General features: G+C 53.0%; 17 protein-coding genes. 2 read left to right on the top strand and 15 right to left on the bottom strand.

Going from position 1 to position 16,994, the window contains the following annotated elements:
* Positions 1–16: 16 nt before the first annotated feature.
* From aroC to H8S11_RS06380, 8 genes are all read right to left on the bottom strand, one after another.
* A complete protein-coding gene (gene aroC, locus H8S11_RS06415; RefSeq protein WP_186852570.1) occupies positions 17–1,111 on the bottom strand; it encodes a chorismate synthase in 1,095 nt (364 codons plus the stop codon).
* Positions 1,092–2,351: a 3-phosphoshikimate 1-carboxyvinyltransferase gene (gene aroA / locus H8S11_RS06410; protein ID WP_243200957.1), complete on the bottom strand. Its 1,260-nt coding sequence runs from the start codon at positions 2,349–2,351 to the stop codon at positions 1,092–1,094. The genes aroC and aroA overlap by 20 nt, the downstream gene beginning before the upstream one ends.
* Positions 2,341–3,417, bottom strand: a complete 1,077-nt coding sequence (gene aroB / locus H8S11_RS06405) for a 3-dehydroquinate synthase (protein WP_147571771.1) — start codon at positions 3,415–3,417, stop codon at positions 2,341–2,343. Before aroB ends, aroA begins: the two co-directional genes overlap by 11 nt.
* 2 nt (positions 3,418–3,419) lie before the next feature.
* Entirely contained in the window at positions 3,420–4,433 is a 1,014-nt protein-coding gene (gene aroF, locus H8S11_RS06400) for a 3-deoxy-7-phosphoheptulonate synthase (RefSeq protein WP_186852569.1), read from the bottom strand.
* Positions 4,434–4,892: 459 nt separating this feature from the next.
* Positions 4,893–6,386 carry a ribosomal protection-like ABC-F family protein gene (abc-f, locus tag H8S11_RS06395; protein ID WP_186852568.1) on the bottom strand — a complete coding sequence of 498 codons (1,494 nt, stop codon included), beginning with the start codon at positions 6,384–6,386 and terminating at the stop codon, positions 4,893–4,895.
* Between the two features lie 927 nt (positions 6,387–7,313).
* Positions 7,314–7,589, bottom strand: coding sequence for an HPr family phosphocarrier protein (locus H8S11_RS06390; RefSeq protein WP_186852567.1), 276 nt, complete (start codon positions 7,587–7,589; stop codon positions 7,314–7,316).
* A 14-nt stretch (positions 7,590–7,603) separates the two neighbouring features.
* A complete protein-coding gene (gene ptsP, locus H8S11_RS06385; RefSeq protein ID WP_243200956.1) occupies positions 7,604–9,316 on the bottom strand; it encodes a phosphoenolpyruvate--protein phosphotransferase in 1,713 nt (570 codons plus the stop codon).
* A 32-nt stretch (positions 9,317–9,348) separates the two neighbouring features.
* Complete coding sequence (locus tag H8S11_RS06380) at positions 9,349–10,230, bottom strand: aldose 1-epimerase family protein (protein WP_186852565.1); 882 nt, start codon at positions 10,228–10,230, stop codon at positions 9,349–9,351.
* A gap of 85 nt (positions 10,231–10,315) precedes the next feature.
* Here H8S11_RS06380 and H8S11_RS06375 point away from each other — a divergent pair, with 85 nt between their 5' ends.
* Positions 10,316–11,029 carry a GntR family transcriptional regulator gene (locus H8S11_RS06375; protein WP_186852564.1) on the top strand — a complete coding sequence of 238 codons (714 nt, stop codon included), beginning with the start codon at positions 10,316–10,318 and terminating at the stop codon, positions 11,027–11,029.
* 48 nt (positions 11,030–11,077) lie between these two features.
* Here H8S11_RS06375 and H8S11_RS06370 read toward each other — a convergent pair whose 3' ends face one another.
* The 7 genes from H8S11_RS06370 to H8S11_RS06340 are packed head-to-tail and all read right to left on the bottom strand — an operon-like array spanning position 11,078 to position 15,905.
* Positions 11,078–11,464: a transcriptional regulator GutM gene (locus H8S11_RS06370; protein WP_186852563.1), complete on the bottom strand. Its 387-nt coding sequence runs from the start codon at positions 11,462–11,464 to the stop codon at positions 11,078–11,080.
* A 16-nt stretch (positions 11,465–11,480) separates the two neighbouring features.
* A complete protein-coding gene (locus H8S11_RS06365) occupies positions 11,481–11,843 on the bottom strand; it encodes a PTS glucitol/sorbitol transporter subunit IIA (protein WP_186852562.1) in 363 nt (120 codons plus the stop codon).
* Between the two features lie 16 nt (positions 11,844–11,859).
* The gene (locus H8S11_RS06360) at positions 11,860–12,396 is read right to left on the bottom strand and encodes a PTS glucitol/sorbitol transporter subunit IIB (protein WP_186852561.1); all 537 of its coding nucleotides are present in this window, start codon (positions 12,394–12,396) and stop codon (positions 11,860–11,862) included.
* A gap of 5 nt (positions 12,397–12,401) precedes the next feature.
* A complete protein-coding gene (locus H8S11_RS06355) occupies positions 12,402–12,770 on the bottom strand; it encodes a PTS sorbitol transporter (protein WP_186852560.1) in 369 nt (122 codons plus the stop codon).
* A gap of 37 nt (positions 12,771–12,807) precedes the next feature.
* Complete coding sequence (srlA, locus tag H8S11_RS06350; protein WP_186852559.1) at positions 12,808–13,395, bottom strand: PTS glucitol/sorbitol transporter subunit IIC; 588 nt, start codon at positions 13,393–13,395, stop codon at positions 12,808–12,810.
* Between the two features lie 35 nt (positions 13,396–13,430).
* Positions 13,431–15,128 carry an iron-containing alcohol dehydrogenase gene (locus H8S11_RS06345; protein WP_186852558.1) on the bottom strand — a complete coding sequence of 566 codons (1,698 nt, stop codon included), beginning with the start codon at positions 15,126–15,128 and terminating at the stop codon, positions 13,431–13,433.
* 39 nt (positions 15,129–15,167) lie between these two features.
* Complete coding sequence (locus tag H8S11_RS06340) at positions 15,168–15,905, bottom strand: glucosamine-6-phosphate deaminase (protein ID WP_186852557.1); 738 nt, start codon at positions 15,903–15,905, stop codon at positions 15,168–15,170.
* Between the two features lie 387 nt (positions 15,906–16,292).
* Between H8S11_RS06340 and H8S11_RS06335 the strand changes: the two genes are divergently transcribed.
* Positions 16,293–16,949, top strand: a complete 657-nt coding sequence (locus H8S11_RS06335; protein ID WP_186852556.1) for an HAD family hydrolase — start codon at positions 16,293–16,295, stop codon at positions 16,947–16,949.
* The last annotated feature ends 45 nt before the right edge of the window (positions 16,950–16,994 follow it).

The following is a 16,994-nucleotide window of genomic DNA, read 5'->3' as shown; positions in this document are numbered from 1 at the left end:
CTCCTAAATTTTTATCCTAGATATGGTCGGTATTTTGATCCAGCAGGGCGTCCAGTACGACGGCGGCAGCGACAGCCTCTACCACTGGCACCGCCCGGGGTACGATACAAGGGTCATGGCGGCCGGTGATGTGAAGCTCCTCCTCTGTGTGGGTAGAAAGGCGGACCGTACGCTGAGACTGGGCGATAGAGGGGGTAGGTTTAAAGGCAACTCGGAACAGGATAGGCATCCCATTTGATATCCCACCCAGTATTCCACCGGCATGATTTGTTTCAGTCCGGATAGCCCCATCCTCCAAAATAAATGGGTCGTTGTTCTCTGATCCCCGCAGGTTGGCGCACTGAAAGCCGGTGCCAAACTCCACGCCCTTTACAGCCGGGATGGCGAACAGGGCCGCGGCCAGTTGGCTCTCCAGGCCCTGAAACATGGGAGAGCCTACCCCGGCCGGCAGCCCGGTGACCATGCACTCTACAACACCCCCTACCGAGTCCCCTTCCCTCTGCGCCTGGAGGATGACCGCACGCATCGGCTCCTCCACATTGGGGTCTAGGACTGGGAATGAGGCCGCCTGAACCCGCCGCAGCACTTCTGTCTGTTCTCCCAGTGGGTCAAATGGCTTATCTTCTATCTGTGCGATAAAACGAATATGGGCCCCAATGGCAATCCCGCGTCGGGACAGGAGCTGGGCGCAGATGCCGCCGGCGATACAAAGGGGGGCTGTGAGCCGCCCAGAAAAGTGTCCGCCGCCCCGCACATCCTGATGGCCACCATATTTGATCTGGGCAGTAAAGTCTGCATGTGCGGGGCGCGGCTTATCGCATAGGTCATTGTAATCCTGGGACCGAATATTGGTGTTCTCGATGATAGCGGTCAGAGGCGCTCCACAGGTCTCTCCCTCCAGCAAACCACACAGAATACTAGGGATATCTCCCTCCTTTCGAGCGGTAGCGGTAGTGTCCCATCCAGGGGCGCGACGATGGAGAAAGCGTTGGAGTCCCTCCAGATCCACGCTCTCGCCGGCTGGCAGTCCATCCACTGTCACGCCGATCACCTGGGAATGGGACTGCCCAAAGATAGAGATATGGATATGCTTACCGAAGTACGAGGCCATGTATATTCCCTCCTAACACTTGAAAATGCTCCCAGAAATTGGGGTAGGACTTGTTTACGCACTCCGCACCTAAGATAGTTACTGGCTTCTGGCAAGTCTGGGCGGACACAGCGGCCATCATTGCAATGCGGTGATCGTTTTGGCTGTCAACCATTTCGCCTCCCATCAGGCTGTCCCGGCCCCGGATGGTAAGGCTGTCCTCCCCTTCCCTAATATCCGCTCCTAAAGCAATCAGAGCTGCCGTTACTGAATTGAGGCGGTCACTCTCCTTCATTCTAAGCCGCCCAGCGTTATTAAAGCGGCAGGTCCCTTTCCGTACCGCGGCCATTGCGGCCAGAGGGGGTACAAGATCAGGGTACTGGGACATGTCCAGATCCACATCACCTGGCCGCGCCAGTTTCCAGTAGAAGGAGGCCACAGCCTTGTCTCCCTGGGCGGAGGTGGGGTTCAACCCCTGAATCGTAATCTGTCCACCCAGAAAATTGGCGGCGTACCAAAAGGCTGCCTGGGACCAATCGGATTCCACAGTATAATCCATCGCCTTGTAAGCAGTCTTTCCGGTGATGTGAAAATACTTTATAGTATTGTGAAGCTCGGTCACTGTTACCCCTGCGCCTGCCAGGGTATCCAAAGTCATGGCGAGGTAATCCCGGCCCTCTATGTGGGTAGTAGGTACAATGCGTGATATCCCTGACACCAGAGGTAGAGCATAGAGAAGACCTGTAAAAAATTGGCTGGACACATTTCCGGGTAGCTCGTAGTCCCCTGCCTTCAGTTGTCCAAGGACTGTCAATGTATCCCCCTCCCTGTTCCAGGAGATCCCCTTTTCACGGAACAGGTGGATGTAAGGCTCCTGGGGCCGCTCCATCAGCCGGCCCCGGCCGGTAAATATCCCGCCTCCTGCTACCGCCAAGGCAATCGGGATGAGAAAGCGCAAGGTAGAGCCCGACTCTCCACAGTCAAAGTGTGGCAACTCCTTTCCCGGCTGGAAGATCCCCCCCATACCGGTCACCTCTAAGGTCCGCTCCCCCTTCCGCTCCCAATGTGCCCCCAGGGCACCGATACAACTCAGGGTAGCGAGGATATCCTGTGAAATGGCCACATTCTCCAGCCTGCTCCTGCCCCTGGCCAGGGCAGCGGCCAGAATGACCCGGTGTGTCTGACTCTTACTGGGTGGCGGCGTTACCCTGCCCTGGAGTTTGTTTGGAACAATGGTCACATCCATAAGCTCATCTCCCATACATACACTTCAGCAGTCCCAGCAGCTCATCCCGAGCCATCTTTCGGTGTACCGCCTGCCCCAGCTTTTCCAGGACGATGAGGGATATGTGGTCCCCGGCGTTCTTCTTATCTAGTCCTACCGCCTCTGTCATAGTCTCCCAGGGGCAGGGAATGTCCAAGGGTAAGTCAAATTTTTTCAGAAGCTCCTGAATGCACTCCACCGTTTCCGGTGGCGTGACGCCCAGCTCTACGCCAAGTTGGGCGGCCCAGTTCATGCCAGCGGCCACTCCCTGCCCGTGAGTCCAGGTTTCATAATGTCCGGCCAGCTCAAAGGCATGGCCGACAGTGTGTCCAAAGTTCAGTAGCTGGCGCAAGCCGGTGTCCCGCTCGTCCTCTACAACCACCCGGCGCTTCAAGTCGCAGCAGGTATAGACTACATCTACAATGCGCTCCATCACTCTCACCCGGCTCCCGCACCGATTCAGGAGTTCAAACAACTTCCGGTCCAAGATACAGCCGTATTTGATGACCTCGGCCATGCCGTCGGAGAAGGTCCTGTCAGGCAGGGTATCCAGGCAGCCTGGATCGATGATTACCAGGCTGGGCTGCCAGAAGGCTCCTGCTAGATTCTTGCCAGCCCGCAGATCAATGGCCACTTTTCCGCCTACGGAGGAATCGACCTGGGACAGCAGGGTGGTAGGGATCTGGACATAATCTACCCCGCGTAACAGGGTGGCTGCCGCAAAGCCCGCCAAGTCCCCCACTACGCCGCCCCCAAGAGCTACCACAGCATCCGTGCGGGTCATACCAAAGGCCATCATTTTTTCCCAAAGGATAACAAGCTGCTCCGCGCTTTTTGACGCCTCCCCAGCAGGGACGGTAAGGCATTGAATCTGAAAGCCCATCTGCTCCAGGCTGTCTGCCGTCCGCGCCAAATACAGGGGCAGAACTCTGCTGTCGGTGACGATTGTCAGCTTCCGGGCGTTGGGGATCGCCTGACGGCACAGTACACCAGCCTGGTCCAGAGATCCCCGCCCAATCTTGATCTCATAGGGCCGGGAGGTATTGACGGCCAATGTTTTCATAGTCAGACCTCCTGGGCCGCCGCCCGAATGGCATAGACGGCCTTGACCACATCCTCAAACTGCTCTGGACGAAGGGACTGGGCCCCGTCGCATAGAGCGCGTGGAGGGTCATTGTGGACCTCGATGATCAGGCCATCCGCCCCGCAGGCCGCCGCCGCCATAGCCATGGGTTTGACATAGCGGGCCACACCAGTTGCGTGGCTGGGATCCACGATGACAGGCAGGTGGGTCAGCTCATGGAGCACGGTCACGGCGGACAGATCCAGTGTGTTCCGGGTCGCTGTTTCGAAGGTCCGAATCCCCCGCTCACAAAGAATGATGTTTTCGTTGCCGCTAGCCATAATATATTCTGCGCTCATCAGTAGCTCCTTGATGGTATTGGCCAGACCGCGTTTGATGAGGATCGGCTTCTGGGTCTTTCCCAGTTCCTTGAGTAGCTCGAAATTCTGCATATTCCGAGCACCAACCTGAATCACGTCCACGTCCTCGAACAACGGCAGGTGGTTGGCGTTCATGATCTCGGTGACAATAGGCAATCCAGTCTCCCTCTTCGCTTCCAACAGCAATTCGATGCCATCCGCCTTCAATCCCTGGAAATCATAGGGAGAGGTCCGGGGTTTGAAGGCTCCACCCCGGAGCATGGTGGCCCCAGAGGCCTTGACGCTTTTAGCCACGGAAATGATTTGCTCCTCGCTCTCCACCGAGCAAGGGCCGGCGATCATAACAAAGTTGCCGTGCCCCACCTTGACGTGCTCCTGGCCTACTTGGATAATGGAGTCCAGGGGATGGAATTTCCGGTTGGCGCTTTTGAAGGGTTCCGACACACGCTTGACTCCCTCTACAATATCCAGCCCACTGACCAGGCCCTCGTCTAGCTTGCTGGTATCTCCAATCACACCGATAATTGTCGAGTAGTCCCCGGTAGAAACATGGGTTCGGAGGTCCTGGGCCTCGATCCACTGAATCAGATCCCGGATTCGCTCTTCCTTTGCGTTCTGCTTAATGATGATAACCATGATGCGCTTCCTTCCTTTCCTCTGCGCTCTCCACCGGGTCATAAAAAATGACCTGCGGTGAAGCGTTTGTTCACCGCAGGTCATTCAATGTTCCAACACTCCACCTAAATTGCGGAGGGGAGCCGTCTGTTTGCAGCAAAAAACACTTTTACCTTTTTTGCACGAAAGCCAAAAAAGTAAAAGTAGCTAAAGAAGTAAGCTGCAAACTGCTTCATAAAAGCGTGGCTCCTTTCCTCAAAATGTATATTGGTTATTTTTATGGTAGCACTGGTCATTCCGTCTGTCAATTCAAAAAATATATTATTTTTTACAAACAATTTTATTATACTGTCAAAAATATATTCAAATAATACAATTCAGAGTATCAAGACGATTGTATTGACCGATAGAATACTCAGGTCGCAGGATATCCGTTAGCAGTCGCCCGTCCTCCTGCTTTACTCTATTTTTACTGTCTATTCAACAATCACTCCTGAGCCTGACTGTGTTGGTGGCGATCTTCTGCCGGAACATCTGGTCGTGCTCTACAAAAAGCAAGGTAGGCTGAAAGTCCAGAAGCAGGTCCTCGATTTGAATGCGGGAAAACAGGTCGATATAGTTCAGCGGCTCGTCCCAGATATAGAGGTGGGCGCTTTGACACAGGCTGACCGCCAATAGCACCTTTTTCTTTTGACCCTCGCTGTATCCGGACATATCCCGTTCAAACAGAGCACGGGAGAAATCCAGTTTTCGTAAGACAGTGAAAAACCTCGTCAGATCTATCCCCTGTCTTTCCGCCCATTCTAAGGGGCTGCCCTTCAGATGGTCCGTTTTTTGGGAGACATAGGATATCTTCAATCCAGACGCCCGCCAGAGTGTTCCAATATGGGACAGATTCTCCCCCAGGACAGCCCTGAGCAGACTCGTCTTTCCGCTTCCGTTTCCCCCATCCAAACATATCCGATCACCACGTTTTAGTGTAAAGCTAACTCCCTTGCAAGCAGGACTTTCCTCATAACAAACCGCAAAATTGCGCAGCTCCAGGATTCGCTCACTGTGATAGTCCAGCGGTGTTAGCTTCAAGCTGTCCGCACACTCTACATCCCGGAGCAGGGCAGACTTTTCCTGGATGGCGCTCCGCTGCCTGGCCTCAAGGGTTTTGGCCCGCTTCATCATTTTAGCTGATTTATGGCCGATAAATCCACGGTCTACCCGCAGTCCTGAATTCTTACTGTTAAATTTGCTCTGTTCCGTCCGCTCCGACCAATCGGATGCCCGGCGGGCTGCCTGTTCCAGTCGCCGGATATCCCCTTTCAGCTTCTCATTTCGCTCCTGCTCTCCCCTGTCCCGGGCCTCTTTTTCCTGAAACCAGGTAGAAAAATCTCCACGCATCAGTTCCGGGCCTGTCTGGTTCAGCGCCAGCACATGGTCGATACAGTGATCCAGGAAAGCTCGGTCGTGGGAAACCAGCAAAAAACCCCGGCGCGTATTTTTCAGATAAGCGGCTACCAGTTCCCTTCCCTGGACATCTAAATGGTTGGTGGGCTCGTCCAGCATGGGATAGCTGTCCTCGTCAAGGAAAATGGCGGCCAGAGCGGCTCGTGTCTGCTCTCCCCCGCTTAAACTTTGGAACGGCCGGTCCAGTAGATGTTCCCCCAGTCCAAGGCGGGAAAACTCCCTGATTAACCGCCACTCGTCCACATCCTCCATCCCATCTAACAGGACCTGCCGGGTAGGAAGGTCCATGTGGAGCACCGGTTTTGGATAGCGGCGGCATCGTCCAGGGAGAATAATCTGGCCCACGCCCTCCAATTCTCCCTCTAACAGGCGAAGCAGCGTGGTCTTGCCCCTGCCGTTGCGGCCTACCAGCCCCAGTCTCCAGTTGGTGTCTAGCTGCAGGTCCAACCCTTCAAATACCGGCGTATAGTCGCCCTCGTAGGTAAATCCAAGGTCTTGTATCATGATCTGTGACATAAGACATTCCTCCTGTCGTATCAAAAGTAAAAGCCGCAAGAGGGTATTCCTCTCGCGGCAGACAACGACAGAAAGACAGCCGGAAATTCCGATGTCATTCCTCCTGTTTGACCGAAAGCAGGTACGAATCCCTCTTACGCCGGGTACGACAGACCAGGGCCACAGAGATGGCCCAAAGTTGTCATACCATATTCAGCAAGAGAGATTGCGCATTTTCCCGCCTCCGTTTCTTTCATATCGCGCCTATCATAGCACAGGAAAAAATTGATGTCAATAGAGTGGAAAAAGCTCCTTTTTATTGTATTGGACATCCCAAGCAGGGGGTATTTATGGCCTCGGAAGCCGCTGATGCTATCTGTAAACCGCCCAAACATCTGCATCCTCTCTGCAATCAGCTTCGTCAACTTTTCTTAACATTCTTTTTCAATCTTGCTGAAGACAGTACGGATTTGTGTGGTGCTATCCGACCACCTCATCGTACACTGTCCGCACCAGCGGTATTCGTAGATCTACTACTTGATATATCCAGTCCCAGGTCTGCGTCTGGCCCTTTTCGCAGATTGAAAGTCGGTCATAATTTTTGCTGGAGGCTCCAAAGATGTGTCTAGCAGTTTCGCTTTCCCTGCTATGATTTTTTCTGTTATACTGTGTCAGTTTACAAATATCTATGTGTGGTACGCATTACAATTTCAGCTAGTAATCAGGTATTACCACCATAAAAAAGAGACCTCACGCAGCAGGGTGCGCACTGCACAGGACGCCATGCGGTCTGTCAACTACCCTATCGTACTCTCAGATTTATACACAGCAGGATCCTCCCTCCAAACTATAATATAAACCAGTTAGACTAGGACCCCCCGGCTATACTTGGGAGTTCCTATTGTTCAGACAGTGGGATTCAAGTTTTTTATCTTTGGACGAGAGGAGTTATTCACCAAATCCGCTATCAATGAGGGCTACCAGGGTATCCACAGCCTCCTGTTCATCCGGACCATCACCGCAAATCTGTACACGCTCGCCACAGGCAAGTCCCTGTGTCAGAAGTGTGACCATGGACTTGGCGTTGTTCATCTTGGGCGGCTCGCCTACTGTCCGCTGGATGGTCAGGCGGGAAGCATATTGTAAGGCACACTTAACAAATTCCGAAGCAGGGCGGGCGTGTAACCCGGTTTCATTCCGGATGGTAGTTTCCTTTTCATACATGATACTTTCTCCTTTCAAGGCTTGCTTTTCAATCTCTCTAGTCGTTCTTTTACTTCTGCCTCTGTGGTCAAGACACAGATATCCCGTGCACACTGCTCCGCCTGCCACAGGTCTAGGTTGCACACCAGCTCCTTCACCATCGCCACGGAGGACGCACCCACAGACAGGGTCCTGAGCCCCATGCCCAGCAAGGCAGTCACTGCCAGTGGGTCACTGCCCATTTCACCGCATACGGAAATCTGCTTCCCGGCATCGTTGAAGGCCTGGATTGCAAATCTCAGCAGCCGCATCAGCGCTGGATGGAAAGGGCGGTAATACTGACTGACCACGGGGTTCACGCGGTCCACCGCCAGCGTATACTGGGTCAGATCATTGGTTCCGATGCTGGCAAAGTCTACCTCTTTTGCGACTTGGTCAGCCAGAAGAGCCAGCGAGGGTATCTCAATCATCACACCTACCGACATCTTCTGGTCCCACTGCTCTCCCCTGGACTGGAGCTGCTCCTTGGCCCGTTCAAGCAGAGCCTTCGCCTGGCGGATGTCCTCAATGCCTCCTACCATGGGGAACATCAACTTCAACCTTCCGTGGGCCGAGGCCCGCAGGATGGCCCGAAGTTGGGTCAGGAACATATCCGGGTGGTCAAAGCACAGCCGCACAGCCCGGTTGCCTAAGAACGGATTCAATTCCTTTGGCAGATCCAGGCAGGGAGCCTCTTTGTCGCCACCGATGTCCAGAGTACGTACAGTCACTGGTGCGGGGGCGAACACCTCAAAGACTCGGCGATAATAACGATATTGTTCCTCCTCGTCTGGAATCTCCTGTCGGTCCATGTAGAGAAACTCCGTTCGGAACAAGCCAACACCATCTACAAAGGCAGCACACTGCAATTCCTTGTCATCAACCGCACCCACATTGACCATCACCTGAACCCGCTCACCATTGAGTAGGGTCGGCTGTACCTTCCGGTAGGTTTCCTCCCGTTCCCGTGCGGCATGGAACTCAACCTGTTTGGCCCGGAAGTTGGACAGCTCATTCTTAGAGGGTTGGACAATCAGTGCTCCCTCCAGCGTGTCGACCAGCACCAGCTGACCGTCTTTCACAATCTGGCAGATATCAGTCACACCAGCTAGGGCAGGGATGCCATAACTGCGAGCAATGATAGAACTATGGGAGGTGATACCGCCTACTTCTGTAACGATGGCCAGGACCTGGGAGGGGTCTAGTGCGGCAGTGTCGGATGGAAGCAGATCATGGGCAAACAGTACCACGGGTTCTAACAGTCCAGCCAGACCTTTATCCGTCCGGCCCTCCAGACAGCGCAACAACCGCAGGCGCACGTCCGCCATGTCCGCAGCCCGTTCGGAAATGATGGAGTTGGGTGACATGCGCAGGACCTCAGCATACTGGGAATACACTTGGTCCACCGCCCAGGAGGCTCCACAGTCCTCAGAGCGGATCAGCATTTCAATCTCCTCCGTCATCACGATGTCATCCAGAATGCCCATGTGAGCTTGGAATATCTTTGCCCGCTCCGGATCTCGGGCAGTCATGCTCGTACAGAGCTGTTCCAGCTCTGTACGAGCCGCACGGTGGGCCGCCTGATATCGCTCCATCTCATCTTGCGGCTCTCCCTTTGGAACCTGGACCACATTTGGCACATAGGGCGCATAAAGGAAGGCCGTTCCCTCCACCAATCCTCTCGATGTTGCTATACCGGGATATCTCATCTTGATCACTCCAATGGTCTATGAATTCTGCGTTACTCGGATACGCCGATTCGATAACTGCGCTGGAACAGCCCGCCGGCGTCTAAGGCAGTCACCCGCGCCTTTTGGTCGATCTCTCCCGGTTTCTCCCCACACAACGCGTTGATGCCGCACCAGGGCTCCAGGCAGAGGAATTCAGCCTGTTCCACGGTATGGGGGTCGGTCCAGACGGCCACTACCGGGAAATCCGGGAAATCGACCCACAGGGCATAGTTCTTCTTCTCACACTGTAGTGCGACACGAGTAAGGCCCGTGTCTTCCAGGATGAGTGCATCCCGCTCCATCAATTTGGGCGAGAGGGGAAGCACTGTACCTTTCGGGGCTACAAGTTCCTTCTCCTCCGTAAGGTAACGTCCCTTTACCCGGCGTGTTTCCACCAAAATAGGTTTGTCAAATACTAACTGGTAGTCGCTCAAGCTGGTACCGGGTAGCAACCGGAAACCCGGATGGGCACCGATTGAAAAATACATGGTTTTATTATCCAGATTTTTTATGTTCCAAGTGACATGAATTCCATTTTTTTCCAGTTGATAGCTGATCTCTAAGACAAAGTGGAAGGGGAAATATCTCCAGCTCTCCTCACTGTCTCGCAGGGCAAAGGCGGCGGACTCATCTTTCCTGTCCAGCAACTCAAAGTCCATGTCCCGGGCAAAGCCGTGGGCGGGGGCTGGGTACTTTACCCCTCCATGTACATAGACCTCACCGGCCAAACCGCCAATGTTTGGGAAAAGAACCGGTGAGCTACGCTTCCAGCTCCCATTCCCGTTCCACAAATACTCCCGACTGGTCTTTTTGCTGTACAGCCGCTTTAGTTCGGCCCCATGTTGGGCAATCTGAGCAATCAAGGCCCCGTTCTCAATGGTAATCAAATTCATGGATCCGCACCTCTTTTGCTTTTTGATGATTTGTATGTTAAACTAATTATATATTTCTTCTATATTTAAATACACGGAGGCCATTATGGACAAAACAACAAAGAAAAATTTTCAGGCGAGAGAGTACATCATGAATATTATCCTCTCTTCACCAATCGGAACAAAATTGCCGTCTGAGCGGGAGCTGATGTCCCACCTCAACTTTTCACGGCCCACCATCCAGCACGCCATCGACGACCTGTTACTGGACGGCTACCTCTATCGAGTAAAGCGGCAGGGGACCTTTATCGCAAACAATTTCCGCAGTACCAACCTCAACCGTATTTCCAGCTTCAACGAGGCGGCCAGAGAACTAGGCGTTCAGCCCGACACGGAGCTGTTAGACCAGGCGATTGTCCCCGCCAACGAGTATATGGCGACAAAGCTGGACTGCCCTATGGGAACGATCATCCACTTCTTCCTTCGGCTGCGGAAGCACGCCGGGATACCCGTGATACTGGAATACTCTTACTTCACTGATTTTGCTGTCTCCAACATCACGAAGACCGACGTGACCCGGTCGATCTACCGGTATATCGAGCAGATTAAGGGCCTGTCTATTGGTTCAAGCAGTGTTACCATTGAGGCGGTCCTGCCTGAGGCGGAAATCGCCGAACTCCTCGAGGTTCCTAATAATGAACCGTTGTTGCAGTTAGAGCGCTCCTCCCGGCTCCAGGATGGGCACACCTTTGAATATACTAATAGCTTTGTAGTCTCACGATACAATAAATTTTCTGTTACTTCAGTACGCCGTGGATAGAATTAAGTTGGCCTATCACAGGGAGAGGGTTCTCTATGATAGGCCTTTTTAATCGTTATCCAGGCCTTTAACCAGATAATCTGCAGCGGAGAGATACGCACGCTCCTGTGTGGTCAGCTTTCCCTTACTTTCCAGTACCCTCTTTGCCTCATAGCAGTCCCGATATTGAAACCCGGCGTCCAGTGCGTAGCCGGAGGCAATAGACCACCCTTTTACCCGGTAGGCCTCTAGGATGGTGCCATCCTTTTCAGCGATGAGCACGGCCACCCGCACCCCCGCCAGAGACTTGGCGATGGCGACACTGCTCGCCGGCCCCCGCACTTTCAACTGGACTAGCTCCTTGTTTAGCCGGATCTGCTGAGGCACGGCCAGCATCCGCGCTAAAAATATCATCAGAATTAGGGCAATGGCAAGAAAAGCCAGCTCTTTTCTCATACGTATCTCTCCCTATTCAGCAGTAGAACCGGATGGTGTCTCCTACCCGGACCTCGGGCAGGGGTTTCTCCTCCACATGAATCACGCCAGGAAGAACCGGGGCCTTCTTTCCATCAAAGTGCAGGGTGCAGTGTCCCAGAAGCCTAAAGGTTTCCATAGCCTTATGTCCGATGGCGGTTACCTGGTAGGTATGTCCGCCGAAGTCCAGGATATCTCCGGGGGCAACGTCCCGGTTCACCTGGGGCATGGTAATCTGGACACTGTACTCCTCCAGACCGTTGCCGGCCTGATTGCCGAAGAGGATTAGGATATGGTCCTCCACAAAATCAAGCGCACCCTGGCCCATGCCGGTAATCCTAGTCTCACAAATATTTTCCATGGAAGCTCCTCCGCAATCAGAACAGGAACATACCGATGACGATTGCCAGACCGACCTCCACAGGGGCGATAATGAATTTGCTGTAAAGGCAAGCAGGTACGGCAATCTCAACGGTTTCTGGTTCGGCTTCAGTAAGGGACATTCCCACAGGGATAAAGTCGGAACCACAAGGCTGGTGAATGGCGAACACAGCAGGCAGTGCCATGGCCAGTGGGATATCGCCGGTGGCAATCAGGCCGCCGATGAGGGTGCCAATGATGGAGGCGATGACGGCACCTGGACCGATTATGGGGGAAATCAGGGGGAACGTGATAATCAGCGACATAATGAGCAGACCGATGCTGGAACTGGCAAGACCGCTCAGGCCGTTGGCGATGATATTGCCCAGACCGGTGGTCAAGATGAGGGTAGACACGGTGGCAATGAGGATCATAAAGGGAATGATGGTGGACAAAACGATTTTGAATGAGCGCTTGGCAGACTCAAAGATGATCATGACGAATTTGCCGATGGCAGAAGAAATCGTAATCGCCAGATTTCCAATCGCGTTCATAAATATTACCCCTCTTTCGATTCAATATTTCTCGGTGTCACGCCAGAGACATAGATACCGGCCTTGACAAAGGCGGCAAAAGGACCACTGGGACCAGCAGGGTTGACGTTGATTGTCTTCAGCCCTTTCTTGGGAAACATACCAAGGCGGAGAGTACCTCCGCAGTTGACGATGACGCAGGCGGTTTCCTTATCGGGGATGACCTTGCGGAAACCGTCCACCGCCTCACCGCCGGTGATCTCGGCGATTTTCTTAGCCACGGGATGGATGCCCGTCCCGGTCATAGAGACAATCTTGTTGCGCTCCCCTTCGACGGAGATTTCCAGCGGGGTGCCAAAACCGCCGCTGCCCTTGGATACAATAGCGATGCTCATAAGAGTCTTTCTCCTTTCACTTACAGTCAGCGTCAAATCAGGTCATATCTTCTGTATAAACCTTTTCGGCTTTGTTCTTTTCAATTTGATTGAAATCCACGCCCTGGCGCTTGGCAAGGAACATAGTCATTTTCTCTACCACAAGTCCGATGAAACTGGAGGTGCAGAAGGCTAGGGCAAAGGTAGCTACAGCAAGGGTGGCGCCAGCCCGCTCGCCAGCGATGGTGACCACGCCGTTAAAGATGCCCAGCCAGACGAACAGCTCACCGGGATTAACGTGGGGGAACAGGCACATCATGGGTGCCATGTTGGTGCGGGTGCAGACCTCCTGATAGCCGGGCTTGTACTTCTCGGGCAGATATTTGCCGAAGGTAAAGGATGCAGGGCTACCCACCATAAAGTTTGCCAAGTAGGGTAAGAGGGTATAGCGGGCGAAGAAATTTTTGGTCAGCTTACGGGAGGCGGAGTCGAACCGGTCCTCACCAATGAGGGCCACGATGGCATTCAGCACTGTCAGGGCGATCAGGGCTAAAGGGACGATACTGGCAGCAGTCCCCATAAAAGATTCACCAGCGGCTGAAAAAAAGCCTGTTATACCCTGGGCGATACTTACGATGAAATCCATGTTGTTTCCTCCTTTTACATCCTATATTTTTGTTTTCACTGGCAGGAATCATATTGGGCGGCCAACTCCACCTGGTGTCTGTTACGCAGATAGTCGGCGTAGGCGTCCGCCTTGGCCTGGCAAATCTCCTGGCACAGAGCCATATACCGCTGGGTAGTCAACTCCGGCAAATCCAACTCTGCTTTCCGGACAGTCCGGGCGGCCTGCTCCGCCTTAGCGGCCTGCTCCATAGCAGCTTGGTGATCGGCCCTGCCAGCTCGCACCCGCTGGATAATTTTATCCAGCCGGGCCTTCTCACCAGCGCAGACCTGTGCATCGGCCCCTGAGGCCGGGATCTGACACTGCTCCTCCAATGTACCATAGATGTCCGTATAGTACTTGTCCAGTGCGGTCAGGACCCAATCCTTAGTAATAGGCTTGGCGCTGATGATGGTGTACCGATAGGCAATCTCGTCGATATATGCCTTTAGGTCGGCCAAACAGTCATACAAGGTGATGGGCGCGATTTTGTAGTTGGTCCGGGGGTTGATAGCCAGGTCGGCCAGGGAGATGTCCAGCCCCAGCCGTTGAATCATGGACAGCGCCCGCTCATGCTCGTTCTCCTGGAGCAGAGACATAAAGTACACAGAAAGGGCAACCACCTGTCCATGAGTCAGTTCAGTACCTGCCACATTCTCGAAATGGTCGAACATACCGTGCTCACTGGCACTTTCCCACATGGTGTGCTGCATGATCCAGCTCTGCTCGGCAATCCAGTGATAGGCCCGGGCCAGGAACATGGCGCCTGCTTTCCGTCCATTACGGATATCGTCAGCGTGCTCAGCCAACAGGGAGAGCAACTCCTTGGCACCCTCACACACGTCCTGGGAGAAGGGTTTCTCCAGTATGGTGGTTTCCCGGTGATCAATGGGGTCGGGAACAGACATTCCCCGGGCTACCAGGCTGTTGATCCGCCAGTCAAAGGTGGCAGTCAGGATAGATAGCAAATCTCCGGCACCGGCAATATTCAGCTCCCGAAGCATGTTCCACTGTCGGCCTGCGATTGCGGAATCCTCACCACCCGCCTGAGCCCGCTGGAGCAGCTTAGATCCGGTAATAACATCCAGGTCAATGCAAATAGCTTGGGGCAGACCGTAGAACTTATATACCACGTTGTACGCCCCTGACTTGTAGGGGTCCTTCATCCGGATGGCCGCCTTGTAGCAAAAGGAGGCGTTAACGGAAAGAGCTGTAGGCACGCTGTACAGGGGGGCGTGAATAATGTTCTCGGCAAAATACTTTCCCGCATCACTGGCTACGCCGCCGCCCAGGGCGACCACTGCTTCAAAGGTCCTGTCAGCTAGGCTCGCCGTCTGCTGTACCAAATGTTTAGGCAGAGAAGCGTCCTTCTGCTGATGGGCTACCGTGCCGTCATATAGCGTCTGGATAGCGCACAGAGTGTCCTCCTTGGTGTCGGTTACGTAGATGCAGGTATAGTTGGTGCCTTCCAGCTGGTCTAGCGTAGCCAGATAGGCACCGGGGGCGGTAACCAGCAAATAGTTGTTAATCTTCTGCTCTTTCAAAAAGTCTGAAATGGGCTGATACTTGATGTGGAACACCTGATCCTTGGCCTTGACCAACGGGCGGATGGGCAGGAGGGGCAGCTCACAGGCAGATGCCACGGTTTGACGCCGCTCCAATTCCGCAAGGCGCGCTTGAGATAGGCCCCCACAGCCCGCATAATATTTTTCCATAATACACATGACTCCTTCTGACTCAAATAAGCGGGTAGATCAACCCTTGATGCCACACTTGTCGGCCAGCGCCCGGTCGATGACAATGGTAGCGTCCCTGTGTAGCTTCAAAACGGAGACGGGCAGGTCAGAGGAGACACTGTCATCGGCAAAGAGCTTAGAGATGACGGGTTGCTTACTATCTCCAGTGGCAATCAGGATAATCTTACTGGCCTTCATAATATCGCCCACGCCCATAGTGATGGACTTAGTTGGCACATCGGCGGGGGAGTCGAAGTAGCGGGAATTGGCCTGAATGGTGCTCTCGTCCAGTTCCTCAATGTGGACGCCGGCAGTGAGGACAGCGCTGGGCTCATTGAAGCCTATATGTCCGCTGACGCCAACGCCCAGTAACTGGAAGTCCAGCAGTTTGTCGCCATACAGCTTTTGGTTGAAGGTCTTAATCTCGGCCTGGGGGTCATTCAAGCCACTAGCCACATAGGTGTTCTCCTTCTTAATGTTCACATGGTCAAAGAACCAGTTGTCCATGCACTTGCGGTAGCTGACTGGATTGTCAGGGCTCATCCCCAGATACTCGTCCAGGTTTACAGTGGTCACATTGGAGAAGTCTACCTTGCCGTCCTGATAGGCTTTGACCAAGTGGGGATATACCTGCTCAGCGGTGCCGCCAGTGGCCAGTCCCAACTTGGCAACGGGGTTAGCATTGACCAGAGAGACCATTTCCTGTGCTACATATTTGCAGGACTCCTCATAGCTGTTGGTAATAATCAGTTTCATATTAAGTTCGCTCCTTTACTTGTAAGATTTTTCATTCTTCAGATATGACTGCTACTTATATTGTGCTGATGGTTTTATTGTAGGATGCTGGACATATCCAGGGCAAGTATCCACGAACTTTTGTTTTTTCTTTGTTGGAATCGCCAGTTAATAGAGTTTTATTTTGGAAATTTTCAACATAAAAAAACTATTCTTTTGATGTATTAAATAAAATAGGCCACTATATTTTGTCGTTTTTGTCATTCCGTTATCCGAAGTACGTTGCCCTCTTTCCACCATGGATATATCCAGAGCAGTTTAGAGAAGGCAATCCAAACAGTAAAAAGGAGTTGTTACTATTTTTGAAATGTGTTACAATATGGGCAATATATTGGGGGGATGATATTTATGACACAAAACAAGTATGTCATTTTTGATATGGATGGCGTCCTGTTCGATACGGAGGCCCTTACCATCCGCATATGGGAGCAGATTGCAGAGGAATATTCTATCCCTCATGTAACGGAGGTCTGCCATCTTTGCGTCGGTATTAACGCCGTAGAGACGGAGCGAATTTTCGAGGAGCATTACGGAGATCGTTTACCAATTCACGATATCCGCAAGGAGGTTGCCCATCGTTTCCGACATATTCTGCAAACGGAAGGCCCACCTCCTAAACCTTATGCCGACCAGATCCTTCCTTTTCTAAAGGGCAAGGGGTATTTGCTGGCCGTTGCATCCAGCACAGTCTCCCATATCGTTCACCAGAACCTGACCACGGTAGGCTTTATCCAGTATTTTGACCAAATCATTGATGGCGATATGGTCCAGCGAAGCAAACCTTACCCAGATATCTTTCTCAAAGCCTGCGAAGCACTGAGATGCACTCCGGCGGACGCCTATGTCATTGAAGATTCTTTTCATGGTATCCGAGCCGCCCATGCCGCCGGAACTACTCCTCTAATGGTCCCGGATCTGTTTCAGCCTAATGAGGAGATCCGCAAACTGTGCCACGCAGTTTTTTCCGACTTGGGAGAAGTCCAGACATTCTTTAAAAATATGTGAATCTTCCCACTTCGGAGCAAACTCCATATTGTTTGCTCCGAATTT

The sequence above is a fragment of the Flintibacter hominis genome (assembly GCF_014287965.1).
Classification (GTDB): Bacteria; Bacillota; Clostridia; order Oscillospirales; family Oscillospiraceae; genus Lawsonibacter; species Lawsonibacter aceti.
This window is presented reverse-complemented; position numbering and strand designations above follow the sequence as displayed.

Excerpts from the sequence above, each read along its gene's own strand:
- aroC (WP_186852570.1), bottom strand. The coding sequence starts at position 1,111 with ATGGCCTCGTACTTCGGTAAGCATATCCATATCTCTATCTTTGGGCAG.
- aroA (WP_243200957.1), bottom strand. The coding sequence starts at position 2,351 with ATGGGAGATGAGCTTATGGATGTGACCATTGTTCCAAACAAACTCCAG.
- aroB (WP_147571771.1), bottom strand. The coding sequence starts at position 3,417 with ATGAAAACATTGGCCGTCAATACCTCCCGGCCCTATGAGATCAAGATT.
- aroF (WP_186852569.1), bottom strand. The coding sequence starts at position 4,433 with ATGGTTATCATCATTAAGCAGAACGCAAAGGAAGAGCGAATCCGGGAT.
- abc-f (WP_186852568.1), bottom strand. The coding sequence starts at position 6,386 with ATGTCACAGATCATGATACAAGACCTTGGATTTACCTACGAGGGCGAC.
- H8S11_RS06390 (WP_186852567.1), bottom strand. The coding sequence starts at position 7,589 with ATGTATGAAAAGGAAACTACCATCCGGAATGAAACCGGGTTACACGCC.
- ptsP (WP_243200956.1), bottom strand. The coding sequence starts at position 9,316 with ATGAGATATCCCGGTATAGCAACATCGAGAGGATTGGTGGAGGGAACG.
- H8S11_RS06380 (WP_186852565.1), bottom strand. The coding sequence starts at position 10,230 with ATGAATTTGATTACCATTGAGAACGGGGCCTTGATTGCTCAGATTGCC.
- H8S11_RS06375 (WP_186852564.1), top strand. The coding sequence starts at position 10,316 with ATGGACAAAACAACAAAGAAAAATTTTCAGGCGAGAGAGTACATCATG.
- H8S11_RS06370 (WP_186852563.1), bottom strand. The coding sequence starts at position 11,464 with ATGAGAAAAGAGCTGGCTTTTCTTGCCATTGCCCTAATTCTGATGATA.
- H8S11_RS06365 (WP_186852562.1), bottom strand. The coding sequence starts at position 11,843 with ATGGAAAATATTTGTGAGACTAGGATTACCGGCATGGGCCAGGGTGCG.
- H8S11_RS06360 (WP_186852561.1), bottom strand. The coding sequence starts at position 12,396 with ATGAACGCGATTGGAAATCTGGCGATTACGATTTCTTCTGCCATCGGC.
- H8S11_RS06355 (WP_186852560.1), bottom strand. The coding sequence starts at position 12,770 with ATGAGCATCGCTATTGTATCCAAGGGCAGCGGCGGTTTTGGCACCCCG.
- srlA (WP_186852559.1), bottom strand. The coding sequence starts at position 13,395 with ATGGATTTCATCGTAAGTATCGCCCAGGGTATAACAGGCTTTTTTTCA.
- H8S11_RS06345 (WP_186852558.1), bottom strand. The coding sequence starts at position 15,128 with ATGGAAAAATATTATGCGGGCTGTGGGGGCCTATCTCAAGCGCGCCTT.
- H8S11_RS06340 (WP_186852557.1), bottom strand. The coding sequence starts at position 15,905 with ATGAAACTGATTATTACCAACAGCTATGAGGAGTCCTGCAAATATGTA.
- H8S11_RS06335 (WP_186852556.1), top strand. The coding sequence starts at position 16,293 with ATGACACAAAACAAGTATGTCATTTTTGATATGGATGGCGTCCTGTTC.